The sequence below is a fragment of the Pseudomonas sp. p99-361 genome (assembly GCF_003935475.1).
Taxonomy (GTDB): Bacteria; Pseudomonadota; Gammaproteobacteria; order Pseudomonadales; family Pseudomonadaceae; genus Aquipseudomonas; species Aquipseudomonas juntendi.
The window spans coordinates 1-19,868 of the sequence record NZ_RHQO01000010.1 but is presented as its reverse complement, the minus strand read 5'-3'; the positions used below and the strand labels follow the sequence as shown (position 1 = coordinate 19,868).

Below are 19,868 nucleotides of genomic sequence, written 5' to 3'. Positions count from 1 at the left end.
CCATGTTTGTTTAGTTAGCAACCTATCAGAATCATAGCGCCATCAAAACGTTCCGTGCTACACAAAAAAAATCTGACCTCGCCAGAGGTGGCGTCGGGCCTCTTGAGGGCCTCTTCGGGCAATAAAAAACCCGGCGCAATGGCCGGGTTAATTTGAGTTTTTGCCGGAGGCAAAATTATCAGGATGGCGAAATCATGCCACCAGCCGAGCGGGAACGCAATAGGGCCTCAAGCGGCCCTGCGCATTTCGTAAATTGCGGCTGCCACCGGACTCAGTGCTTCCTTGTCCAGATCCTCGCAGCACTCGAACGCAAGGCGCACATATCCGCCCCACTCTCGCTCCCAGCGGACCGATTCCAGCCTTACCCCATAGTGGGCATCCAGCCAGGCACGGAAGCCCTCAGGCGACTCCAGCGGGTCATCATTGGCCGACTGCCCGCCCTGGTGCATGTACCGGTACCTGGCCATGACGCCCTTTACCACGTACTCGAGTTTTTCGCGCTTGGCGGCGGTCATGCGCGGAGAGCGCTGCGTCACCATGATGAAAACCGATTCCTCGGCCGTCTCCTTGGTGTCGACGTCGAGCCGCGGTGAGTACATGAAGTTGCCGAAGGCCTTCACGTGCGCGGTTAGCTTGCCGATCGCCGACTGCACCTGGCCGGCGATGACCTGGTGTGCGGCATGGCCGGCGTGGCGCTGTCGTTCCGTGGTTTGCACCATCGCCCCCAGCAGGCCGAGTTGCTCGATGAATGCACCTTGGCTATCCCATGCCGTGTAGAGGCAGTCATGCCACGCCTGCCGTGCGCTGTTCAGTTGCATGGGCCGTTCTCCTTCTTGCGGCGGGTTTGAATACTGTTGGCGCGCATAGCGCACCAGGCCGAAACGATGGCCATAGCGAGGAGCAGCACGCCGGCCGTGTCTGTGATGGTCCAGATCATGCTGCTGCCCCCATTGGCTTGATGTGGACGCGCACAGCGCCGCCCTTGGTCGTTTCCTTGCTAACCCTGATCTGGGTAGCGAATACGTTGTCGTCGATGCCCAGTGCGTCCGCCAGGCCGTCACGGCCAGCCTTGAACATCGCCAGCAGGTTGTCGTCGTCGCGCCGGCGGCGGTCGGGCGGCACGAACTCGACCACCAGCAGGGCCTGGCCCACGAGCGATTGCAGGCCGGCCTGCTTGGCGAGCACATGGCACGCCGCACGGTAGGCCTTGGCCGCCCTGCTCTTCTTCGACCAGTGCACCCGGGCGTTGGGGCTGCATGCGGCCGGCGGCCATGGGAGCGTCAGTTCGTTCATGCCGCCCCCTTGACTGTCATCAGCCCGGCGCTGATCAGGGCCTCATGCGTCTCCGCGATGGCCCTTGGCATGTCCGACCAATCCACCTCACCCCGCCCGCGCCCATCCAGCACGTCATGGCAGGCCGAGCAGGCGTAGACCGCCACGGTGTCGAAGCCCTTCATGCCCATGCCTTTCTGGCCGCATGGCAGGTGCGCCAGCACGGTGGTCTCGGGGTTGAAGTTGCAGGTGCCAGGGAGGCGGACTGTGCAGTCCTGGCCCCGGGCGCTCTCGCGCACCTTCTTGCTGACTACGCGCATGGCTCGGCCTCCTTTGCTTTCTGCTGCCCGGGCACGAAGTCGCCGCGCAAGGGCATCAGGTGCGCCGGCATCGAAAGGCACGCACCATAGGTATCCTGGATGCTGGAGACCAGACCATCGCCGACGACGAGCCAGCATTCGCGACCAGACGCATTGCTTACAGGGCGCCCGTCTGCCGGATCTCGCCAAGCGCTCACCTGGCCCGGCGTCAGGAACTCTACGAGCTCGCACGCTTTGCCTATGTTCTCAGTGAAGCGGTGAGCACCCACGATCAGCGCCAGGTCGCCCGGCTTGAATTGATGGCTCATGCAGCCTCCTCACTCAACAGATCACTGAACACCACACCCTGCGGCGCGAACTCGTCCACGATTCTGTCGGTGTACTGGCCCCCCTGGGCCCGGTCGAACAGCCGAGTCACCGGGAAACCATCCGGCCCGAACATCGCGCACGGCCCCATCAGGCGAAGCTTCACCTCATACGGCAGGTGGATGAACGACTCGGCCCAGCCAGTGCGGAACTCGTCGCAGCCGGCGCGCATGATAGGCACTCCGAAGTGCAGCTTGCAGTACCTGCGCACATCCTCGATGCCGCCCATCTCGGTGCTCTTGGCGATCCGGTCGTACATGGCGAACCACAGAGCGTTCTGGTCCAGGGTGCGGTCCTTGCCAGGGCGCATGCTCACCACGACGAACTTCTTGTCGCGGAACATCCGAGTGAGCATGGTCACGGCCTCGGATAGCTTGGCCTGGCTGTTGACGCTTATCTTCTCGGTCATGGCGCCACCTTCAGGCCCTGGGCCTCAATCGCCTTGCGCACGTCGCGGATGTAGGCCGCCTCGTTGAAGCTGCCGCCTTCCACGTCGTCGAACTCCTCGCGGTAGGCCTCAGCTGATCGATTCGGCAGCTCCACCACCACGGCCTCGCGGGAGGCCTGCCAGGCCCACCATGCAGATTGAACGGATGGGATCACGTATTCGCCGTCATCGCAGCGTGTAAGCACTCCCGGGTAGAAGCGGCCATTCCGGGCCGTGCTCTTTGCTGCATATGCCGCTTCGAACTGCTCGCGCATCTTGTTGGTGTCCATCAGTGCTTCTCCCCGGCCAGAAATTCCGATACCGATTTCCCGGTGGCGATGTGCTCAAGGTTTCCCTGGCCGTCTGTGCGGAACTCACCCTTGGGCAGGTACAGACGCTCGAACTGGCCGTGCCATTCGTGGATGCACGGATCGCATGCGGAGCACAGCATCCAAGGCTGGCTTGGCAGCCCGCGCCACTGCCCCTCCATGCGAACCCAAAAATTACTGGTGGCCGTGTTCTCTCGGCAGCCACATTCGTAGCACTGGAATAGGCTCACACCCCCTCCCCGGCCGGCTGCCCGGCGCGCTTGATGTTCAACTGAGCGACTGCGGCGCGTGCTTGCCGCTTGCGCAGGTAGGTTTCGATGCGGCGGCGCTGGTCTTCCTTGGCGCGCTCGCGGTCTTTCTTGGCCTTGGCGGCCTTGAGGATGCAGCGCACCTCGGCGAGCTTTTCCCGCGTCTTCTCGCTGGCCTGCGGGCGAACTGCACCTGTCAGCAGGCCCGCAATGGCTTCGCCGTCTTGGGTGGTCGGCGCAATGCGCAGATCGGCTAGGTACTTGGCGCCGGTCTCTTGGGTGATGAGCTGGGCAAGAACGGCGGACTCGATGGCAACCACACGGCACCCAGCGTCGTAACCCAGCGACACTTCCCACTTGGCCGGCTGATCCTCGGCGCGGGCGAAGCTGACCAGGCGCTCGTAGGCGCTCATGAAGGCCATACGGGCGCCGATCTTGTCGCCGGCCTCAAGGATTGGCTCTGAGGCGATCATGGCCTGGCGGATTTCAGTGGTGAGCACGACGGTTTCATGCTCGTCACTGGCCGCCAGCGCGATCGACCACGCCTCATCCTTGCCGGGACGGCTATCAGCCGCGTGGATGTGCTTGAGAACCATGCCGAGCGAAAGGCGCCCAGCAGGCTCTCTACGGCACGCGCGTAGTGCGCCGATGATCACGCCAGGCTCATAAGCCGAAAGGTCCTCAGCGATGAGCTCAGCGCCTCCAGCGCTGATTGCCTGGCCCATTGCCTCGGCAGTTGCACAGATGGCCACGGCCAGTTCGGCTTGTTGGTCAGAGGAAAGCATTGCGCTTACCCCCCTGGCGGTTCCGGATTGCGTCCGCCGCTTCCTGCGCCGCGTTTATGTTCGCCTGAGTCTGCTCTTGCTGCCGGGCAGTCGTGGCGTTCATCTGGCGGTTGGTCACCCACTGGGTGTGGTATGCCTCGGCCTTGGCCAGCAGGTCGCCCAGGTTATGGCAGCCGTTGATCAAGCGAGCGTCGTTGATCGTCAGGAAGTACGCGGCCACATGGTGGGCGACATCGATGCCGAGACGGCTGATCAGCTGGCCAACCTGGCCGCCGGCCTTGGCGTTCCATACCGGCCACGCGTGGTAGCGCTTGCGGTAGGCCATGGCGTAGTTCGCCCAGGCCTTGAAGGTTTTGCAGGACTGGTTCTTCGGCCCTGGCATATCTGCCGGGATCTCGCAGCGCGGCTGCTGAGCCGTAAACGGAACCACGATACCCTCCGCGACCACGGCTTCAGCCTGGGTCGCAACTGGTTCAATGACTGGTTCCGTTACTGATTCAAAAGAGTGACTGGTTCTGGGTGCAGCTCCTGCACTACCCCCTAGTGAATCTGCTGCACTAGGGGGTGAACCTGCTGCACTACCCTGGTGAATCTGCTGCACTACCCCTAGTGAATCTGCTGCACCACTCAAGGTGAGGTAGTAGACGTTCGAAGAGTTACCCTTTGGGCCGCCCTTACGGATCTCTTTGCGCAGAAGGCCGGCACCGCACAGGGTGTTGATGTGGTTCATCACAGAGCGCTTGCTGATCTCGCACTGGTCGGCAACGTGCTGATACGACGGCCAGCACTCGCCCATGTCGTTGGCGTTGTCGGCCAGCTTGATGAGCACGAGCTTGCGCAGCGGGTTGCCGACCTTGGTTTTCATGGCCTTGACCATCAGCTCCATGCTCATTGGTCATGCTCCCTGGCCATGCATGCAAGAAGCTCGGCGTCATCAGCCATCGCCTTATCAATTGCTTGGTCGGCAGCAGCGTACTGAAGCCAGAAATGTCGGCCGTCAGTGATCCCCACCGCCCGGGCTAAGTTGTTGTATGGAAAGTCGCGCATGTACCGATAGCGCCTGGCGTCAGCGCGCAGGGCTTCGTGCTCCGAATGGACGCCATCCCCAGCATCGTCCAGCCTGGTGATGATCTCGCGGGCGGTGCGCGCGGCAGCGTCCAAAGAGTCGTGCCCCGGTGGGATTCCTCCCTCAAGCAGCAAAACTAGCTCCTTGGCGGCTTCCATAAGGTCGCAATACAGGGAATAGTCACCGGTGCCAGCCGCAGTAACGCGGCCTCCAGCCAGCGCCATGCCCAGGTGGATCGGCTCGGCAGCGTCTTCTACAACAAGGGTCACGTACTTCATGGCCGCCCCTTCCCGACCATCTCGGCCAGCTCAGGGAAGCGATCCACATACCAGTGAGGCTGCGTTTCGCGAGGACATTGTGGGCTGGTCAGGTTCTTGCCGTAGCGCAAACCCTTCTCGGTGATCGCCCAGAAGGTGACCACCTCCTGCTTCGAGTTCTTGCGCTGCATGACCTTGAGCACCCCGGCTTGCTGCAGCGCCTTGTTGAACGACGCGGGCGACATGCGGATACCGTTGTCCTTGAGCAGGGCGGTCAGCGCTTTGGTTGGCAAAGAGCTTCCGCCAGCCGCGTCAGCAGGCGCATCCACTGCATAGCTGGGCAGGAACTTCGGGTCGAGGCCGTTGCTCTCGGCGATCTTGGCGAGCATCTGCACCTGGCAGGATGCGGCTGGCTTCAGCAGGCGCGTGAAGCACTCCATGATGGCGATCTCGCCTATCACCTTGGTGCCATTGGCCATCACGGCCTGGCGCGCCTCGGACTGGCCTTCCAGCTCACGCCAGCGGCGAATTACCTTCATGCGCAGGACGGCGCTGTAGCCGGTCAGGAGACAGTCGGTGTGCTCCCGATCAAGCAAATACTCGACCTGCTCGCGGTTCTGCCCGTCCAAGTAGATGTGCTCAAAACTGAGTACATCTGCTTTCAGTTCGGCCAGCATGGCCGCAATGTCGCGCTTCACGTTGGCGTGACGCTTGCCAGTCAAGCTGGCTATCTCACGCGACGACATCGTGCGCGCCACGAAATCGTGGTTCGCATTTTGTGGCGCGAGGGCTGCGGTATTGCTTTGGATGGTCTGATGCATATATGATGACCTCACACAAGCGTTACGAATGCAGTACAAGAAGCCGGTCTAGCCACCGGCTTTTTTGCGTCCGCGGTTTGGGTTTTGGTGTTTTCAACGGCAGTTCCTCATGAGTCCCTCAGGGGCTTATTAGCCCTTGCGAAACGACCGAACATTGCTTCGGCCAGGCTCTGTTCTCGTCATCCGGTTGAGAGCCTCGTTGATGATTTGTGCCGCCAGTTGCTCAGGGGTTAAGCCCTTCTGCCTGGCGAGATACGCCAGATCCGAATTGCCCTTCCCGTCGAGCTGGATCTCCAGCTCTTTGCTTTCTGGCACAGGGCCTCCTCGGCCACTTCAGGCCACGTCAGTCTTCGCGTTAAGCTCTTGCATCATCTGGTCGAGACCGCGCTCCAGAATTTCCCTGGCGAGCACTGCCTTCTGCGTGCGCTTGAAGCGAGCCATCGCCGACAGCAGATCGTCGGCAGCCTCATCCAAGCGAACCTTGGTGGGCTTGTTGTGCAGGTGGTCGGGGTCGAAGTACGACACGGTGGGTTCCTTTGTGGTTGAAAGTGGTTAAGCGGCGGAAAGCGCGTGGGTCGGGTTGCTGTCGATCTGGCTCCATGGGAACGAAGGACACAGATCGGCACGATTCACAGCACCATTCGTAAGCGCCTCAATCTGTAGTGCGCGCTTGGCTGGGACCATGCGCTCTCCTGAACACCATTGGTTGACGGTGGGTGCCGCCACATTCAGCCGGCGCGCCAATTCCGCCTGGCTGCCCAGCACGCGGGATGCTTCTTTGGCTGCTTCTGCTGATTTCATGAGTTCTCTCCTGGAGATTTACCGATGAATATAAGGCATTACCTTATTTCGTACAAGCCATTGCCTAATCGCGCTGGCGATAGGCCTAATTAGGCAATGCTTACCGGACCAGAATTAGGTGCAGCCATTGATGCTGCGCGGATCGCCAAGGGCGTATCTAAGAAACAGCTTGCAGACGACTTCCAGGTGAAGCCTCCGTCGGTACAGGGCTGGGTGAAAAACGGCCGGATCGACAAGTCCAAGCTGATGGACGTGATCGCTTACTTTTCTGATGTGGTGGGCCCTGAGCACTGGGGGCTTCGCCCAGGTTTCTCCTACGAGAGCATCCAGGATGTCACTTCGGAACCTGTCGCAGAGCCGGCGCCAACCTCAGCTGCCGACATGGTTCGCGCCATGCTCGCGAAGCAAGGCAAGAACTTGTCGGATTCGGCGCGCGCGCAGTTGATTGCAGCCGCCGAAGCGACCGATGAGGGAAATGTAATTACCGTAGATTTCACCCGGCCTGGCCTGGTCGGGGACGAAGTCCGGATCGCTCACTACGATATCCGCGCTGCAATGGGTGGCGGCCAACTCCCCCACGACTACCCGGAAATGCTCAAGGACATTCGCGTCAGCCCCAGTCACCTGCGGGAAATCGGCGTCGAGTTTGAGGAGCACTACCACCTGAAAGTGGTCACCGGCTGGGGTCAGTCGATGGAGCCCACCATCAAGCATCGGGACCCGCTGATCGTGAACATCAACGTCCGCGACTTCGTGGGCGATGGGGTGTACCTCTTCGTCTGGGATGACCTGCTCTACATCAAGCGCCTGCAGGTGGCTGATGAGGAGCACTTCGAGATGATTTCGGACAACCCGCGGCACAAGGATCGGCTGATCCGCCGGGACATGACCTACATCCAGGCTCGAGTGCTACTGGTGTGGAATGCGCATTTGGTCTGAGCAGTTAATAAAACAGAATTCAGCTTAATAAGAGATATTTTACTCAAGGGAAGGGAAGCGTGATGACCAAAGAAAAAGACCCAGCAAAAGTGATAAATCCTTCACCCGCTAGGCATGTTGGGGGTTATCAAAAGCGTCTTTTCCCTGTGGATATCCTAACGGAATACCCTAATAATCAAGGTTCTGCGGACCTTCAGCTGATCGTTAATGCGCGTGACGGGAAGGACTATGCGGTTAAAAAGCCCACCGATGGTAAAGGGAAGGTCCCCGCAAGCGAGCTTGTATGCTACGAGTTGGCTTACCGGGTGACAATCCCCACCCCAAATTACGCTTTCATCAGATTATCTGACGGAACGCTTGGGTTCGGATCACTCTGGGAAGGCGGCGTAAAAAAACTATCTGACATGCATGATGTTATGCAGATTCTTAAGGCCAAAATCAAGGTTAATAACCTCAAGACCTTCCTTAGCCGGCTATATGCTTTTGATATTTTTGTAAACAATGAAGACCGCCACTGGGGTAACTACCTGTGGAGGCAGAGCTTTGACAACAACTTTATCGCCCTGGCATTTGATTTCAGCAGGGCCTGCTTTGAAACCGGCCATGACTGTTATGATGCGCTTCACCCAGACTGCAACACTCAAGACTCGTTCATGCTTATTAACTTAACCATGAATTATGACCGCACCGAAGCGATTGCTTGCTTGGATCAACTTGCCGCAATATCTGTTGAGGATGTGGAAGAGATCCTAGAAAACATGCCGGCTGGATGGCTGACAAAGGCTGAGAAAAAAAGCTATACTGACTGGTGGAAGTCACAAGCCAGGATCGATAGGATCAATACTATCAAAAGGAGGATCTGATGAAACACTTTAAGTACTCAATAATAAAGTACATGCCAGATCCTAAGCGCGGCGAGGTCATCAATATTGGCTTAGTAGTGTTTTTACCAGATAAACTCGACGTCCGCGTAATAAATGCTTCCGCCAAGCTTCGGATGCTCGACGGTAGCTCTAGCATGGATGATATTGAGAATCTGAAACACTCAATAGAAGAAGTTTCCGAGCTTGCCGGCTCGGTAGAGCGATCGCTTTCTATATTGAGAGCTTTCCGTTCGCCTAGCTACTTATCTGATCCTGGCGAGTTCGTAATTGACGACGACAATCAATACGAACAGCGGGTTAGAAACCTGTTCAATCTTCTTATTAAGCCACACTCTACCAAAGAGAAAACGGTTCGCACCCCGCGCATCTTGAGCCACTTGAAAGACAAGTTTGAATCGATGGATCTGCTTGCAAAAAACACCGATGACCTTAGCAGACACAAAGTAGTATACAATTACCCTCTTAATGAAAAAAGTGGATTTCACGCAGACTTCATTTTAAAGAATGGGAAGTTTCATATAACTGAAGCTATAGATTTCAACGTGAACGATCTTAACTCCAAACTAAAAGAGACCTCTATGAAAGTTATGACCTTCATGGAAGGCCGAAAGGCTCTCGGAGAAAACACTGGGAGCTACTTTGTTTACACCGCGACCAGTACTATCGAAAAAGAAATCACTTCACACCTTAACATGGCGAGCGACTATAGCGATGAACTCTTCAATCTAGCTAATGCCAAAGACTCAGCTCGTTATTTTGATATGATTTCTTCGCTAGCAGGCCATAATAGACTTTTACACTAATAAGTTAAGGAGCCCGCTTCGGCGGGCTTTTCTTTGGGTATCAGAAAGGCGCCTCCTCCTCAATCCTCTCCTCCTCCCAATCCTTTTCAACGACTAGGTCGTCGCGATCCTCGGCGCTCTGCGGCTCCCAGCGAACCGTCACGCTCTCGTCGTCGTTGAACGTCAGGTCCAGCTCCGGCGTCTCGGCCAGCAGTCCCATCACCTCCTCCCACTCCATGTCTCCATCCGTGTCCAGGCGATGGATTGTCACCCAGCGCTGCGACTGCGCGATCGGGTGATTGATCATCGACGACACCCGCAGGCCCAGCCGCTCAAGGGCTGTCATCTCTTGGCGCGCTTGTGGGGTCGACTTCTTCTGCTTGCCCATACCTTCCTCCGTTAACTGTACATACATCCAGTATTAGGCAGAGCTTACCCGAGCCATCGAACGATGCAAGCCCGGAGAGCGGATTAGGCACTCATGAAAAAAGTTAGGCATTACCTATTTACAAGAATTAGGCATTGGCTTATCTTTCATTCCATCGAGGCGCTACACAGCCCCTCGGGAGGCCCTCAAGCCTCACCGCTCTTTCACATTGATGGGAACCTCGCGGATCGATCCCGGCAACGGCACAGCGCGAGCAATAAATTCGATCCCCATGCCAGCTCTGGAACTGGCCAGCTCGAAGCCATGCGGCGCGCTCCCTCACTGAAAGCGTCAAGCGGGCCAAGGGTTGCGCTGCAACCGCTCCCTGCCGGGATGCCCTCAGAACGGGCGTCGGTGCCTGGCACAGTGCGAGCAGCGAGGAAACACAGATTTCACTGGCTGGCCTTGGCGACAGGGCCAGACGGGAAATCGATTGCTCACGCGGCGTCGCGAAGGCAAGTGAGTCAAAAATATTGAATCCGACAGTTGCCTACTGGGTCAGGATTTATGAACGCAGTAAATCTGACGAGGTAACAGCAATGACTATCGAAGCAGAGACACTCGCTCAACTTACCGAAGCGCTCCAGAAGCGCGGTATGTTCCTAGTTTCAGACGTCGCATTTACCAGAGCGCCGTACCGACATAACCACCGCTGGACCTGCATCGTAGAGTGAAAATTCTTATTGCCGGCGGCTCAGAGTAGGCCTCTACCGCCGGCTCCTCTTCTGATTCATCCCACATTCGGCAAGACCGGGTTTCTTTCCTATCCCCTCCCCAACATTCGACCGCATTGGCAGGCACCAGGCCACCCTTCATGGTGGGTTTGGTCACCCGCGCCTGACGCCTGGCCAATGCGGTTGGCTACCGAGGTTCACAAGATGAGCAAATACACGGAGGAAATTGTTCAGGCCGCGCAGGGGCTCGAAAAAGCAGAAGCCGCTCACAAGGTCGCAGCAGAGCGACTTGCCGCTGTCCGCAATCACTGCGGCCAGCGTGGCTACTCGGTCACAGTAAACGGCGTGACTGTAGCGGTTTCTGAGTGCGACAGCCGCACCTACCAAGGGACGCTAATCCGAGGCCGAGAAATGATTCACCTAGGCGCGCTCAAGGCCCTTGGCGCAGAGCTTGATGCGGCAGAAAAGCGCGTTCAGGAATGGCGCGCCTACCTGGCATCAATCGTTATCAAGTAACCCACCACCTGGAGGCGACCATGGGCGCACTTCGAGCAGCACAGTTTGAGTACGACAACCGGATGCCGCCGGCGGTGAGTGAGAGCTCGCCGGAGGAGCGCTGGATCGACGACGGCATCGCTGAGCTGATGGCGCGCCGCGACGTAGTGTTTCAGCGCCGGATGCGCCCGAAGCAGGGTGTCACCTATGAGCGCTTCGCCCAGGCGGTGGATGAGTTCGTTATGGGTCAGCTTGGCCAGCCGGATATCAGCAACACGGTGCTGGGCCGCCTGGTTCTGGCTGCGCGGTGCAAGGTAACCAGCGATGCAGCAGCGGCAGCCGACGAGATCCTGAGCGTGGCCAACCCTGAGTCGGCGCTGGAAGAGATCGCCCGCCAGCTGCTCACCCCCTTCGCCAAAGAAGGAGTGCTGGCCCAGGCCGAGGGGGCGGAATGAGCCCTCACACCATCGCCGTCAGCGCGATCAACGCGGCTATCGAAACGATGCTTCTGCCGGGCTCTGGCCTGGTGGAGGACGCCAAGGCCGAGACCCTGGTGGTCGCCTACTTCTCCCTCCTCGCCATCGACGCTGAGGAGTTCAAACACTACTGCGAGCGCATCCGGCGTATTGCCGAGCGGCGCAAGGAGGCTGCATGACTACGCCGATCTTCCCGTCGATCATCGACGACCAGGTGGCCGAGGTCGCTCAGGCCGTGCCAGACGATCGAATCTTGCTGGTGTTCAAGGGCCTGACCATGGAAGACGCCATGAACCAGGCGCGCCTGGCCCACATCGAGAACCCGGCAGCCTGGTCGGGCCGGGCCTACCTATGCGGCATGTGCACCCTGGCCTACGAGGTGCGGACATGAAGCTGGAGCGCTCGATACTCATCACCTTGGCTGCCCACGAATCAACCTTGCAGCAGATCAAGTCGTTGACGGCTGAGATCGGGCTTCACCTTGGCCGATGCGAGAGCCGATACGAGTTGATTGGTCCGAAGCCTGTCAATGAATCCCCCGAGCTTGGCGATCTGCCTTGGCCGAACGGCAGCGAAGAGCACTGGAACATCCTGTACGACGAGAAAAATCGCCGAAAGACGCATATGTGGGATGCATTCCGAGAGTGGTCTCAAGATGAAGATCGAGGTCTAAATGACGAAGAAGTGATGGATTATCTGCTCAAGCAAGGATGCGTCCACTGCACCAGAGCATTTTACTTCGTCAGGGAGCGCAAGAAAGCGCGCCGCGACCTCGGCAACTTCCGCCGCTCGCTGAGAGCGCTCGGCAAGTCGGCGATCGCGGCCCTGGATCCTAAGCCATGACCATCTACCAGCGTGCACGCCGTATCGCCACCTGGCGCGGCAGCTTCATCGCCCTCACCTTCTGCACCGGCTGGCTGCTCCTGAGCGCTCTGGCCGGCAACATCACTTCCTGATTCAACGCACCCGAGCCCGGCGGGCCCTTAGGGGATAACCGGACCTACCCGGAGCGTAAGCGGCGAGAGCGCGCAACCATCCACCGCAGCCAGGGCCTGGAGCGTACCTCCGTGCCTGGGTGACCTGGCATTTCCCCTTTCAACTGACGGCGCCGGCCTGGCGCGAGGTTTTCTAATGTCCGCAGAACAGAAACTGATCGCGATCGAAGAGATCAGCGAGGAGAACGCCCCGGCCATCTACGTGGCCGGCGGCCTGAAGCAATTTATCGACCTGGTGAAGGCCGAGGTTGAAGGTGAGGTACCCGATCTGACCACCCGCAAGGGCCGTGAGCGCATCGCCAGCCTTGCCGCGAAGGTCAGCAAGTCGAAGACGGCCGTCGAGAAGCCCGGCCGCGACTACCTGCGCCGGCTCAAGGAAATGCCGAAGGTGGTCGAAGCTGAACTGCGCGAGTTCGTGACCAAAATGGACGCGCTGCGGGACGAGACGCGCCGGCCACTCACCGAGTGGGAGCAGGCCGAGGCCGAGCGAGTTAAAGGGCATGAGATGCGGATGCTTGGCCTTCGCGCCGAAGCTTCAGATCTTGGTTCCCTAAACACCGAGGAACTGCTGAGCAGCATCGCCAGGGTCGAAAGCGTGGCTTTGGACGACTCCTGGGAAGAGTTCGCCGCCGAGGCTGGCCAGGTGAAAGACCAGGTGCTGGCTGCGCTGCGTGAAGCTTTGGCCGCGCGGCAGAAGTATGAAGCAGAACAGGCCGAACTAGCCCGCCTGCGCCGCGAAGCAGAAGAACGCGCCGAGCAGGACCGCATCAGGCTGGCACAAGAGGCCGCGGTCGAGGCCGAGCGGCAGCGCGTGGCCCAGCAGCAACAAGCAGAACGCGAAGCGGCAGCCCGTCGTGAACAGGAACTGCTTGACCAGGCCGCTGCGCAAGAGCGCGAAGCCGAGAATCAGCGCCTCCAGCTCAAGTTGCAGGCCGAGCAAGCCGAGCGCGCCCGAATCCAGGCTGAAGCCGACCGCGTTGCCACCGAGCAACGGATGGAGCAGGAGCGCCAAGACGCCGCACGCCGGCAAGAGGAAGCAGCCGAGCAGGCCCGCCAGGAAGAACGCCGTCGGGCCGATGCCGCTGCCGCCGAGATCCTTCGCCAGCAAGAAGCACGCGAGGCCGACAAGGCGCACCGGGCGAGCATCAACCGCGCCGCCCTGGAAGCCTTCATGGCCGAGGGCATGCCAGAAGCTTGCGCCAAGCAAGCGGTCACCCTGATCGCCCAGCGCAAGATCCCGAACATCGCCATTTCCTACTGAGGTCGCCATGAGCCAGGCAGTAGCCATCATCTCGCAGGACATTTACGCGCAGCGGAACCAGTTCGCCAATGTGCTGACTGACCGCTCGCTGAACTTCGAGCGCGAGGCCGAATTCGCCATCCAGGTGATCACCTCGAGCGAGTACGCCACCAAGGTGGCAATGCAGAACAGGCAGTCGGTGGCCAACGCGATCACCAACATCGCCGCAATCGGCATCAGCCTGAACCCGGCCAAGAAACAGGCCTACCTGGTACCTCGAGACGGCCGCATCTGCTTGGACATCAGCTACATCGGCTTGATGGACCTGGCCATGTCGACCGGCGCAATCCGCTGGGCCCAGGCTGAACTGGTCTACGCCGCAGACGCTTTCAGCCTGAACGGCTTCGACAAACCGCCGACCCATTCCTACAACCCGTTCGCCAAGGATCGCGGCGAGGTTATCGGCGTGTACGTGGTGGTCAAGACAGCCGACGGCGACTACCTGACCGAAACGATGAGCATAGAGGATGTGAACGCCATCCGGGACAGGTCCAGCGCTTGGAAGGCTTGGGTCAGCAAGAACAAATCCTGCCCATGGGTCACCGACCCGGGCGAGATGGCCAAGAAGACCGTAGTGAAGCGCGGTTACAAGTACTGGCCGAAGACTGAGCGCCTGGAGCAGGCGATTCACCATTTGAACACGGACGGTGGTGAGGGTCTGGCCAGCCTGGCTGGCTCGGCACCCACCGACCCCGAGATGGTGAACAACTGGATTGCACTGGCACAGAAGGCCGGCAGCCTAGAAGCACTGACCGATGTGTATCAGCAGGGAACCGCAGCCATGAAGCAGGCAAAGGATGCAACCGGACACGCTCGCTTCAAGGCCGAGGTCACCAAGCGCGCCGACGCCATCAAGGCAGAGGCGGCGCCCATCGAAGGCGAATCTGAGGAGGTGTTAGATGGAGCAGCGTAGCGCTGAATGGTTCGCGGCACGCCTTGGGTGTGTGACCGCCAGCCGGGTGAAAGACGTTATGGCAAGCGGCCGAGGTGGCGCGCCATCTGCGACCCGCAAGAACTACATGATGGAGCTGCTGTGCGAGCGCCTCACCGGCCAGCAAAGCGGACCTGACCTGTCCAACAAGCCTGCCGTGCAGCGCGGCGTCGAGCTTGAGCCGTTTGCCTGCATGGCCTACGAGGCCGACAAAGGCCTGATGGTGGTCGAAACCGGCCTGGTCATGCATCCGACAATTGCTGGCTTTGGTGCGTCACCGGATGGTTTGGTAGGCGACGATGGCGTGCTGGAGATCAAGTGCCCAAACACTGCGACCCACATCGCCACCATGCAATCTGAGCGTCACGACCCGCAGTACGAGTGGCAAATGCTGGCCCAGATGGCCTGCACCGGCAGGGCCTGGGCAGACTTCGTCAGCTACGACGACCGCTTGCCAGAACCGCTTCAGTACGTTTGCCACCGCTTTGAGCGCGACTTCAAGCGCATCCGCGAGATGGAGTCAGAGATCAAGGTGTTTCTGGAAGAGCTCAGCGACCTGGAAAAGGAGATGCGCGAGCGAATGAAGGAGGCAGCATGAACCAATCAATCGACCTGGAGGCCGCAAAAGCGGCCTTCTTCGCATCTGGCGGCCAGCTTGTGGTGCTGGAGGGCTTCACCTACCGCCCGCTACCGCAGCGCAAGCATCCTGAGCCGAAACCAAAGAGGCTTAAGCCGGCGTCTCCCGCAAAGGAACACCCTCAACAGACACGTGCCAAGGCTCGCGCTGCACAGGTATCCGAGCTTGCCAAGACCATGACCTGTGGCGAGGTGGCTGAGCTCCTCGGAGAAACCAAGACCGCTCTATGGGGTGTCGCAGCGAGGGGAGGATTCAGGTTCTTCAGTCCGCCGAAACCGACCAGACCGGAGAAGGTAAAGGCCGAGCCGAGTCAGGAAGATCGCGACCTCGCCGACAAGATCATAGCCCTGCGTGATTCCGGCATGTCCCGGTGGGGCGTGACACTGGAGCTAGGCATTGGAAACTGCAGATTCGCCCGCATCCTCGCTGCGTTCGACATCGACTTCCCGCTCCAGCGGAATCGGGGGTAGGCCATGATCGCCACCATGTCTCAGCCTGTGCCAGCCGTGAAGTACGCGGCCGCCATGGCCAGATCCACTGGTCAGCCTTGGGGCGTATACCGAGGAAACAAGCGTCTACTGGTGGTTATGCCGTCTGGCTCGACGAAGAAAACGCCCATTGAGGTGTGCCACCCATGAGACGCATCCAGAAGCTCACGCAGCAGCGTCGCCGCCAGCTGCACATACACATCCCGCCCAGCGGAATCATGGAGGCGCCGTATGGCGATGTCACCCAGGGAACGCGACGAGAAGCGCCGCGCCAAAGCCGAACGGTTACAGGAAGAAGACCTGCGCTTGAAGGTTCGACCAGGGACTAAACAGGCCCTGCTGGAGCTGATGGAGTGGGCCGGCATCGAGGAACAGGGCGAGGCGATGACGCTGATGATTCATCACATCGAAGCGCTCGGGCATCACGCATTATTCAGGATTACGCGCCACGAAATCGAAGCTCACCGATCTGTGGCGCGGTCTGAACCGCTGCGGCTGTCAGCCAGGAAACGAACCGGCCAGCACCTGCGAGCGATATGCGGCTGGGCGGACGCCACTTACAGCCAGATGATCGAGGCGCTGATCCACGGCATCCACGCTCTGGGCAGGCTGCACGCAGCGAAGTTTCTCACCCCGCCACGGCATGAAATCAGCATATCGCCCCGCATGGCCATGGCCTTCGACCGGAAGAGCATGCTGATGATTCAGCAGGATCCAGGGGATGAGGTTATCCAGCCTATGGCAATGAGGGGTCTGGCTGGTATGGCCCAAGAACTTTGTTGATGTTTGGCCAGACTAGGTAGGCCTTCCAGTTCTCATTGTCGTTTGAGCAGTAAACCAGGAATTCGCTACTGCTATCCCTGCTGACTCTGTATCTGATGATGCCGCAGCTTTTTACCTTGGCTTGAGCCAACGACGAGGAGATTGCGGTGTTGTATTCCCAGTTCCAATCGCCTGGATACTTGTCCTCTACAGATTCAGCTTGGGCTCCAAACGGAAGCAGCAGCGCTGCCAATACCAGAAACCTCTTCAATCCAGCACCTCCATGGCCCGGCCCCATGCCGGTCACCCGTAATACCCCATCCCAAACCAAATTGCCACCATGCCGCCACCAGCACGGAGGGCGGCGCATGCTCAGGAGATTCCGCATGCAGAACATCCCGCCCCGCCCGACAGCCGACAAGGCAATGATCCTGGAAGCCTGCAAGGTGGTAGCAGAGAAGCTGGACGGCGCCGACGCCGAGACGATCGCCCAGCACTACCGACGCCACATGGATGGCTTCGAACTGGCGAAGGAGCTCGACAAATACGCCTACTGGGACACCACCAGGGATGACATGGAAGCGCTGGATGAAGTCGATGCCCTGGTTGATCAGGCGGAGCGTAAGGCCGTGAAAGCATGGGCTGAAGAGCATAACCCACAACCTCCGCTGCCTATTGGAACTCGCATCACGCAGGGCGTAATCACTGGAATCTACGATTACGAGCCAGCCACCTACCGGGTCAAGGAAGATGGCTGCACCAACGACAGCCGGAGCCTTCTGATCAAGTTCGAGAACGCTGTCGCCGCCTGACCCTCCGGCGCTGCCCGCCAGCGCCTTCCCCTCTCAAACGATGAACGCCTCCCCGGAGAGGGCGGCGCCTGCCTGGAGACACCATGAAGGTTCAGATCAGGACGCTCTACAAGTGCGGCTTCTGTGGCGACATCCACGACGATGAAGATGGAGCCCGGGAGTGCTGCCAGCCAGAAGTGGAGGAGATGTTCGAATGCCCGGTATGCAAGACCATCCATGACGGCGAGGACGAAGCGCGCTTGTGCTGCGAAAGCGACTCGATCAAGTGCCCATCCTGCTACAGGGACCATTCATCCATCACGCTGTCGTTCCAGGCAATCAAGATCGCCGGCCACTGCACCACCTGCAACCCGATGTTCACCATCGACCAGCAGCAGGCCATTCAGGACCTGCATTACCACGAGACCGGGCGCCGCGAGCACCTGTTCGACTGATCCTCGACCGAGACCACTATGACCACAGCAATCGACCTGTTCGCCGGCCTCGGCGGATGGAGCACCGGCGCGCGCGCCGCAGGCGTCCAGGTTCTCTGGGCGGCAAACCACTGGCCAGATGCCGTGAAATGGCATGCAGCCAACCATCCCAACACCGAGCATGTCTGCCAGGATCTGCACCAGGCTCGCTGGGAGCAGGTACCTGCTCACGACATCCTGCTCGCTTCGCCGTGTTGCCAGGGGCACGCCAAGGCCCGCGGGAAGAAATCGGGGAACCCTGAGCATGACGCATCGCGCTCGACGGCCTGGGCGCCGGTAGCGGCCCTTGAGTTCCACCGGCCGCAGGCAGCCATCATCGAGAACGTACCGGAGTTCACCGACTGGGTGCTCTACCCGGCTTGGTTGCAAGCCATCCAGGCGCTGGGGTATCAGGCAGCGCCGCACATCGTGGACTGCGCTGACCTCGGTGTGCCGCAGCACCGGGTGCGCCTGTTCATGGTCCTGACGCGCAGCAAGGCCCCGCTGATGCTGCAGCTGCCGCAGGAACGGCATGTGTCAGCCGCCAGTTTCCTCGACTTCGACGCCGGGCGCTGGTCACAGATCGAGAAGCTAGGCCGGGTCCAGGCCACGCTCGACCGAGTGCGCAACGGGCGCCAACGCTTCGGAGATCGCTTCATCATGCCCTACTACGGCAAGGGCTCCGGCACCACCGGCCGCGACATCAACCGGCCGATCGGCACCATTACCACCCTAGACCGATGGGCTCTGGTCGACGGCGACCGCATGCGGATGCTCAGCGCCAGCGAGGCCCTGGCCGCGATGTCATTCCCAGCTGACACCCTACGGCCGGACAATCACCGGCTGACCATGCACATGGCCGGCAATGCGGTACCACCGCTGGCCGGTCAGCGAGTCATCGAGGCCTTGATGAAGGCCGCATGACCGAAAGAGCACATCTGTACTCCATCCAGCTGTAACCCCTCTCCCAATTATTTCGAGGCGGCGATTCGATCAGCGGCGGGAGGGCCATCAGAGGCAATACGGCGAGCACGACCAACCCCCCAGGCCAGAGCTCGAGTCATCGACTCCCCTGGTCGCGAATCGAAGGCCTCCTCATGGATAGCCATACCGCTAGGGGCATAAACCCCGATGAACATCTGCGTCGTACCTCCCCGCGACAGTCGCACCTGAACATCAATATGCGTTCCATCGCTGAGGGTTTCGTCGTGAGTACGGTGGTGAAGCGTTGGATCAGCCCACCCCCAAAAAACCTCACCGCGAATCCTCATGTCGACCTCCTACGAGTTTAGTTGTATGCCACAGGTGAACTCTCACCATAGCCAAAGCGAGGCGAGACGCAATCTCGGTATCGCAGCTTGAGAACTGAATCGGACCATCGGCCGATTTTCTTGTACCGAACCCAACCACTTGTACAACTCACTGCCGCGATACGGCGGCCAAGGACGAAGTCATGCCTGCAGAAAAGCAACCGGCTTGGCCGGACCATTTCCGATACGCCGACGATATCAGCCCTGACGGGGTGACGATCGTGTGTCATCGCTTCGTAGTGCTGCGCGAGTCTGAGCATTGCTACTGGATTGTCCACGAGCGAGAAGAACACTGGGCCCGGCGCTCTCTCGAAAGAGGCGAGAAGACCAGTCGAATCAAGCGCGTACTCAAGGCATCACATGGTCGGCGCTACGCATACCCCGACAAGGCGAAGGCCCTGCACTCCTACAAGATTCGCAAGCGGCGCCAGATGGGGCATGCAGAGCTTGCCATGGAACGTGCAAAGGCCGCGCTAGAGGATCTGAAAAGCGTCGAAGCCATCGAGGACAAGCACCTTTGCTCTGGTGGGGACTTCATCAAAGAGCTCAACTGGGAGGACTATTGATGACCCGCCTCGCCCTCTGCCTCCTGCTGCTGGCCACCGGTGCCAGCGCAACCGAGAACGTCATCGACGTGCAGCACGACAGCAAGCGCGGCGTCACCTGTTACCTGCTCAATGGGGTCGGCATCAGCTGCATCCCCGACAGCCAGCTGCAGGCCGGCAACCAGCGCCAGCTCTCCCCGCACGAAACCCAACCCGAACCTACACCCGCTCTGGCGCCTGGGCGCTGGATTGATGAGAGGTATCAGC

At 59.7% G+C, this 19,868-nt stretch carries 35 protein-coding genes; 18 read left to right on the top strand and 17 right to left on the bottom strand.

Features of this window, described 5'->3' with window-relative positions; genetic code table 11:
* Positions 1–227 precede the first annotated feature (227 nt).
* The 15 genes from EGJ22_RS06700 to EGJ22_RS06635 all read right to left on the bottom strand — a co-directional run bounded on the left by EGJ22_RS06700 (position 228) and on the right by EGJ22_RS06635 (position 6,692).
* On the bottom strand, positions 228–818 hold the full coding sequence (locus tag EGJ22_RS06700) for a hypothetical protein (RefSeq protein WP_029885816.1): 591 nt from the start codon (positions 816–818) through the stop codon (positions 228–230).
* Positions 809–937 carry a hypothetical protein gene (locus tag EGJ22_RS26405; RefSeq protein WP_256671754.1) on the bottom strand — a complete coding sequence of 43 codons (129 nt, stop codon included), beginning with the start codon at positions 935–937 and terminating at the stop codon, positions 809–811. The genes EGJ22_RS06700 and EGJ22_RS26405 overlap by 10 nt, the downstream gene beginning before the upstream one ends.
* Entirely contained in the window at positions 934–1,293 is a 360-nt protein-coding gene (locus tag EGJ22_RS06695) for an endodeoxyribonuclease RusA (RefSeq protein WP_029885817.1), read from the bottom strand. The genes EGJ22_RS26405 and EGJ22_RS06695 overlap by 4 nt, the downstream gene beginning before the upstream one ends.
* A complete protein-coding gene (locus EGJ22_RS06690; RefSeq protein ID WP_029885818.1) occupies positions 1,290–1,592 on the bottom strand; it encodes a nuclease domain-containing protein in 303 nt (100 codons plus the stop codon). The genes EGJ22_RS06695 and EGJ22_RS06690 overlap by 4 nt, the downstream gene beginning before the upstream one ends.
* A complete protein-coding gene (locus EGJ22_RS06685) occupies positions 1,583–1,900 on the bottom strand; it encodes a hypothetical protein (protein WP_029885819.1) in 318 nt (105 codons plus the stop codon). Before EGJ22_RS06685 ends, EGJ22_RS06690 begins: the two co-directional genes overlap by 10 nt.
* Positions 1,897–2,367 carry a hypothetical protein gene (locus EGJ22_RS06680; protein ID WP_029885820.1) on the bottom strand — a complete coding sequence of 157 codons (471 nt, stop codon included), beginning with the start codon at positions 2,365–2,367 and terminating at the stop codon, positions 1,897–1,899. The genes EGJ22_RS06685 and EGJ22_RS06680 overlap by 4 nt, the downstream gene beginning before the upstream one ends.
* Positions 2,364–2,675, bottom strand: a complete 312-nt coding sequence (locus EGJ22_RS06675) for a hypothetical protein (RefSeq protein ID WP_050492193.1) — start codon at positions 2,673–2,675, stop codon at positions 2,364–2,366. The genes EGJ22_RS06680 and EGJ22_RS06675 overlap by 4 nt, the downstream gene beginning before the upstream one ends.
* Complete coding sequence (locus EGJ22_RS06670) at positions 2,675–2,944, bottom strand: hypothetical protein (RefSeq protein ID WP_080709206.1); 270 nt, start codon at positions 2,942–2,944, stop codon at positions 2,675–2,677. Before EGJ22_RS06670 ends, EGJ22_RS06675 begins: the two co-directional genes overlap by 1 nt.
* Entirely contained in the window at positions 2,941–3,747 is an 807-nt protein-coding gene (locus EGJ22_RS06665; protein ID WP_029885822.1) for a hypothetical protein, read from the bottom strand. The genes EGJ22_RS06670 and EGJ22_RS06665 overlap by 4 nt, the downstream gene beginning before the upstream one ends.
* Positions 3,734–4,639, bottom strand: coding sequence for a helix-turn-helix domain-containing protein (locus EGJ22_RS06660; RefSeq protein WP_029885823.1), 906 nt, complete (start codon positions 4,637–4,639; stop codon positions 3,734–3,736). The genes EGJ22_RS06665 and EGJ22_RS06660 overlap by 14 nt, the downstream gene beginning before the upstream one ends.
* Positions 4,636–5,091 (bottom strand): hypothetical protein, encoded by a 456-nt coding sequence (locus EGJ22_RS06655; RefSeq protein ID WP_029885824.1) that lies wholly within the window; start codon positions 5,089–5,091, stop codon positions 4,636–4,638. The genes EGJ22_RS06660 and EGJ22_RS06655 overlap by 4 nt, the downstream gene beginning before the upstream one ends.
* Complete coding sequence (locus EGJ22_RS06650; protein ID WP_029885825.1) at positions 5,088–5,891, bottom strand: Rha family transcriptional regulator; 804 nt, start codon at positions 5,889–5,891, stop codon at positions 5,088–5,090. The genes EGJ22_RS06655 and EGJ22_RS06650 overlap by 4 nt, the downstream gene beginning before the upstream one ends.
* 129 nt (positions 5,892–6,020) lie before the next feature.
* The gene (locus EGJ22_RS06645) at positions 6,021–6,206 is read right to left on the bottom strand and encodes a hypothetical protein (protein ID WP_029885826.1); all 186 of its coding nucleotides are present in this window, start codon (positions 6,204–6,206) and stop codon (positions 6,021–6,023) included.
* 18 nt (positions 6,207–6,224) lie between these two features.
* Complete coding sequence (locus EGJ22_RS06640; RefSeq protein WP_012053015.1) at positions 6,225–6,416, bottom strand: hypothetical protein; 192 nt, start codon at positions 6,414–6,416, stop codon at positions 6,225–6,227.
* Between the two features lie 27 nt (positions 6,417–6,443).
* The gene (locus tag EGJ22_RS06635; protein WP_029885827.1) at positions 6,444–6,692 is read right to left on the bottom strand and encodes a Cro/CI family transcriptional regulator; all 249 of its coding nucleotides are present in this window, start codon (positions 6,690–6,692) and stop codon (positions 6,444–6,446) included.
* Positions 6,693–6,788: 96 nt separating this feature from the next.
* On the opposite strand from EGJ22_RS06635, the gene EGJ22_RS06630 reads away from it, so the two are divergent.
* The 3 genes from EGJ22_RS06630 (at position 6,789) to EGJ22_RS06620 (ending at position 9,318) form a co-directional block, all read left to right on the top strand.
* On the top strand, positions 6,789–7,631 hold the full coding sequence (locus tag EGJ22_RS06630) for a S24 family peptidase (protein ID WP_029885828.1): 843 nt from the start codon (positions 6,789–6,791) through the stop codon (positions 7,629–7,631).
* Positions 7,632–7,693: 62 nt separating this feature from the next.
* A complete protein-coding gene (locus EGJ22_RS06625; RefSeq protein WP_125920164.1) occupies positions 7,694–8,494 on the top strand; it encodes a HipA family kinase in 801 nt (266 codons plus the stop codon).
* A complete protein-coding gene (locus tag EGJ22_RS06620; protein ID WP_029885830.1) occupies positions 8,494–9,318 on the top strand; it encodes a DUF3037 domain-containing protein in 825 nt (274 codons plus the stop codon). The genes EGJ22_RS06625 and EGJ22_RS06620 overlap by 1 nt, the downstream gene beginning before the upstream one ends.
* A 40-nt stretch (positions 9,319–9,358) precedes the next feature.
* Here the strand turns inward: EGJ22_RS06620 and EGJ22_RS06615 are convergent, their stop codons facing one another.
* Complete coding sequence (locus tag EGJ22_RS06615; RefSeq protein ID WP_029885831.1) at positions 9,359–9,685, bottom strand: DUF1654 domain-containing protein; 327 nt, start codon at positions 9,683–9,685, stop codon at positions 9,359–9,361.
* A gap of 917 nt (positions 9,686–10,602) precedes the next feature.
* Between EGJ22_RS06615 and EGJ22_RS06610 the strand changes: the two genes are divergently transcribed.
* The 13 genes from EGJ22_RS06610 to EGJ22_RS06550 all read left to right on the top strand — a co-directional run bounded on the left by EGJ22_RS06610 (position 10,603) and on the right by EGJ22_RS06550 (position 18,670).
* Entirely contained in the window at positions 10,603–10,914 is a 312-nt protein-coding gene (locus EGJ22_RS06610; protein WP_125920163.1) for a hypothetical protein, read from the top strand.
* Positions 10,915–10,934: 20 nt separating this feature from the next.
* Positions 10,935–11,348, top strand: a complete 414-nt coding sequence (locus EGJ22_RS06605; protein ID WP_029885833.1) for a hypothetical protein — start codon at positions 10,935–10,937, stop codon at positions 11,346–11,348.
* Complete coding sequence (locus EGJ22_RS06600) at positions 11,345–11,548, top strand: hypothetical protein (protein WP_029885834.1); 204 nt, start codon at positions 11,345–11,347, stop codon at positions 11,546–11,548. Before EGJ22_RS06605 ends, EGJ22_RS06600 begins: the two co-directional genes overlap by 4 nt.
* Positions 11,545–11,760 (top strand): hypothetical protein, encoded by a 216-nt coding sequence (locus EGJ22_RS06595; RefSeq protein WP_016711314.1) that lies wholly within the window; start codon positions 11,545–11,547, stop codon positions 11,758–11,760. Before EGJ22_RS06600 ends, EGJ22_RS06595 begins: the two co-directional genes overlap by 4 nt.
* Positions 11,757–12,212 (top strand): hypothetical protein, encoded by a 456-nt coding sequence (locus tag EGJ22_RS06590; protein ID WP_029885835.1) that lies wholly within the window; start codon positions 11,757–11,759, stop codon positions 12,210–12,212. The genes EGJ22_RS06595 and EGJ22_RS06590 overlap by 4 nt, the downstream gene beginning before the upstream one ends.
* A gap of 288 nt (positions 12,213–12,500) precedes the next feature.
* Entirely contained in the window at positions 12,501–13,625 is a 1,125-nt protein-coding gene (locus EGJ22_RS06585; RefSeq protein WP_029885836.1) for a hypothetical protein, read from the top strand.
* 7 nt (positions 13,626–13,632) lie between these two features.
* Positions 13,633–14,577 (top strand): recombinase RecT, encoded by a 945-nt coding sequence (locus EGJ22_RS06580; RefSeq protein WP_029885837.1) that lies wholly within the window; start codon positions 13,633–13,635, stop codon positions 14,575–14,577.
* Positions 14,564–15,193, top strand: a complete 630-nt coding sequence (locus EGJ22_RS06575; protein ID WP_029885838.1) for a lambda exonuclease family protein — start codon at positions 14,564–14,566, stop codon at positions 15,191–15,193. The genes EGJ22_RS06580 and EGJ22_RS06575 overlap by 14 nt, the downstream gene beginning before the upstream one ends.
* Complete coding sequence (locus tag EGJ22_RS06570; RefSeq protein ID WP_029885839.1) at positions 15,190–15,702, top strand: hypothetical protein; 513 nt, start codon at positions 15,190–15,192, stop codon at positions 15,700–15,702. The genes EGJ22_RS06575 and EGJ22_RS06570 overlap by 4 nt, the downstream gene beginning before the upstream one ends.
* Positions 15,703–15,951: 249 nt before the next feature.
* Positions 15,952–16,503 carry a hypothetical protein gene (locus EGJ22_RS06565; RefSeq protein ID WP_029885840.1) on the top strand — a complete coding sequence of 184 codons (552 nt, stop codon included), beginning with the start codon at positions 15,952–15,954 and terminating at the stop codon, positions 16,501–16,503.
* 365 nt (positions 16,504–16,868) lie between these two features.
* A complete protein-coding gene (locus EGJ22_RS06560; RefSeq protein WP_060489023.1) occupies positions 16,869–17,294 on the top strand; it encodes a hypothetical protein in 426 nt (141 codons plus the stop codon).
* Positions 17,295–17,377: 83 nt separating this feature from the next.
* Complete coding sequence (locus EGJ22_RS06555) at positions 17,378–17,728, top strand: hypothetical protein (protein ID WP_016711325.1); 351 nt, start codon at positions 17,378–17,380, stop codon at positions 17,726–17,728.
* 18 nt (positions 17,729–17,746) lie between these two features.
* The gene (locus EGJ22_RS06550; protein ID WP_125920162.1) at positions 17,747–18,670 is read left to right on the top strand and encodes a DNA cytosine methyltransferase; all 924 of its coding nucleotides are present in this window, start codon (positions 17,747–17,749) and stop codon (positions 18,668–18,670) included.
* 47 nt (positions 18,671–18,717) lie between these two features.
* On the opposite strand, the gene EGJ22_RS26400 is transcribed toward EGJ22_RS06550, so the two are convergent.
* Positions 18,718–19,017, bottom strand: coding sequence for a hypothetical protein (locus tag EGJ22_RS26400; RefSeq protein ID WP_049274152.1), 300 nt, complete (start codon positions 19,015–19,017; stop codon positions 18,718–18,720).
* Between the two features lie 182 nt (positions 19,018–19,199).
* Between EGJ22_RS26400 and EGJ22_RS06540 the strand changes: the two genes are divergently transcribed.
* Positions 19,200–19,622: a hypothetical protein gene (locus EGJ22_RS06540; RefSeq protein ID WP_029888042.1), complete on the top strand. Its 423-nt coding sequence runs from the start codon at positions 19,200–19,202 to the stop codon at positions 19,620–19,622.
* Positions 19,622–19,868, top strand: a 247-nt coding sequence (locus EGJ22_RS06535; RefSeq protein WP_125920161.1) for a hypothetical protein, incomplete at its 3' end; no start/stop codon positions are given. The genes EGJ22_RS06540 and EGJ22_RS06535, both read left to right, overlap by 1 nt.

Bases quoted from the DNA above. Each gene is read 5' to 3' on its own strand.
- EGJ22_RS06700 (WP_029885816.1), bottom strand. From the start codon at position 818: ATGCAACTGAACAGCGCACGGCAGGCGTGGCATGACTGCCTCTACACG.
- EGJ22_RS26405 (WP_256671754.1), bottom strand. From the start codon at position 937: ATGATCTGGACCATCACAGACACGGCCGGCGTGCTGCTCCTCGCTATG.
- EGJ22_RS06695 (WP_029885817.1), bottom strand. From the start codon at position 1,293: ATGAACGAACTGACGCTCCCATGGCCGCCGGCCGCATGCAGCCCCAAC.
- EGJ22_RS06690 (WP_029885818.1), bottom strand. From the start codon at position 1,592: ATGCGCGTAGTCAGCAAGAAGGTGCGCGAGAGCGCCCGGGGCCAGGAC.
- EGJ22_RS06685 (WP_029885819.1), bottom strand. From the start codon at position 1,900: ATGAGCCATCAATTCAAGCCGGGCGACCTGGCGCTGATCGTGGGTGCT.
- EGJ22_RS06680 (WP_029885820.1), bottom strand. From the start codon at position 2,367: ATGACCGAGAAGATAAGCGTCAACAGCCAGGCCAAGCTATCCGAGGCC.
- EGJ22_RS06675 (WP_050492193.1), bottom strand. From the start codon at position 2,675: ATGGACACCAACAAGATGCGCGAGCAGTTCGAAGCGGCATATGCAGCA.
- EGJ22_RS06665 (WP_029885822.1), bottom strand. From the start codon at position 3,747: ATGCTTTCCTCTGACCAACAAGCCGAACTGGCCGTGGCCATCTGTGCA.
- EGJ22_RS06660 (WP_029885823.1), bottom strand. From the start codon at position 4,639: ATGAGCATGGAGCTGATGGTCAAGGCCATGAAAACCAAGGTCGGCAAC.
- EGJ22_RS06655 (WP_029885824.1), bottom strand. From the start codon at position 5,091: ATGAAGTACGTGACCCTTGTTGTAGAAGACGCTGCCGAGCCGATCCAC.
- EGJ22_RS06650 (WP_029885825.1), bottom strand. From the start codon at position 5,891: ATGCATCAGACCATCCAAAGCAATACCGCAGCCCTCGCGCCACAAAAT.
- EGJ22_RS06635 (WP_029885827.1), bottom strand. From the start codon at position 6,692: ATGAAATCAGCAGAAGCAGCCAAAGAAGCATCCCGCGTGCTGGGCAGC.
- EGJ22_RS06630 (WP_029885828.1), top strand. From the start codon at position 6,789: ATGCTTACCGGACCAGAATTAGGTGCAGCCATTGATGCTGCGCGGATC.
- EGJ22_RS06625 (WP_125920164.1), top strand. From the start codon at position 7,694: ATGACCAAAGAAAAAGACCCAGCAAAAGTGATAAATCCTTCACCCGCT.
- EGJ22_RS06620 (WP_029885830.1), top strand. From the start codon at position 8,494: ATGAAACACTTTAAGTACTCAATAATAAAGTACATGCCAGATCCTAAG.
- EGJ22_RS06615 (WP_029885831.1), bottom strand. From the start codon at position 9,685: ATGGGCAAGCAGAAGAAGTCGACCCCACAAGCGCGCCAAGAGATGACA.
- EGJ22_RS06610 (WP_125920163.1), top strand. From the start codon at position 10,603: ATGAGCAAATACACGGAGGAAATTGTTCAGGCCGCGCAGGGGCTCGAA.
- EGJ22_RS06605 (WP_029885833.1), top strand. From the start codon at position 10,935: ATGGGCGCACTTCGAGCAGCACAGTTTGAGTACGACAACCGGATGCCG.
- EGJ22_RS06600 (WP_029885834.1), top strand. From the start codon at position 11,345: ATGAGCCCTCACACCATCGCCGTCAGCGCGATCAACGCGGCTATCGAA.
- EGJ22_RS06595 (WP_016711314.1), top strand. From the start codon at position 11,545: ATGACTACGCCGATCTTCCCGTCGATCATCGACGACCAGGTGGCCGAG.
- EGJ22_RS06590 (WP_029885835.1), top strand. From the start codon at position 11,757: ATGAAGCTGGAGCGCTCGATACTCATCACCTTGGCTGCCCACGAATCA.
- EGJ22_RS06585 (WP_029885836.1), top strand. From the start codon at position 12,501: ATGTCCGCAGAACAGAAACTGATCGCGATCGAAGAGATCAGCGAGGAG.
- EGJ22_RS06580 (WP_029885837.1), top strand. From the start codon at position 13,633: ATGAGCCAGGCAGTAGCCATCATCTCGCAGGACATTTACGCGCAGCGG.
- EGJ22_RS06575 (WP_029885838.1), top strand. From the start codon at position 14,564: ATGGAGCAGCGTAGCGCTGAATGGTTCGCGGCACGCCTTGGGTGTGTG.
- EGJ22_RS06570 (WP_029885839.1), top strand. From the start codon at position 15,190: ATGAACCAATCAATCGACCTGGAGGCCGCAAAAGCGGCCTTCTTCGCA.
- EGJ22_RS06565 (WP_029885840.1), top strand. From the start codon at position 15,952: ATGGCGATGTCACCCAGGGAACGCGACGAGAAGCGCCGCGCCAAAGCC.
- EGJ22_RS06560 (WP_060489023.1), top strand. From the start codon at position 16,869: ATGCAGAACATCCCGCCCCGCCCGACAGCCGACAAGGCAATGATCCTG.
- EGJ22_RS06555 (WP_016711325.1), top strand. From the start codon at position 17,378: ATGAAGGTTCAGATCAGGACGCTCTACAAGTGCGGCTTCTGTGGCGAC.
- EGJ22_RS06550 (WP_125920162.1), top strand. From the start codon at position 17,747: ATGACCACAGCAATCGACCTGTTCGCCGGCCTCGGCGGATGGAGCACC.
- EGJ22_RS26400 (WP_049274152.1), bottom strand. From the start codon at position 19,017: ATGAGGATTCGCGGTGAGGTTTTTTGGGGGTGGGCTGATCCAACGCTT.
- EGJ22_RS06540 (WP_029888042.1), top strand. From the start codon at position 19,200: ATGCCTGCAGAAAAGCAACCGGCTTGGCCGGACCATTTCCGATACGCC.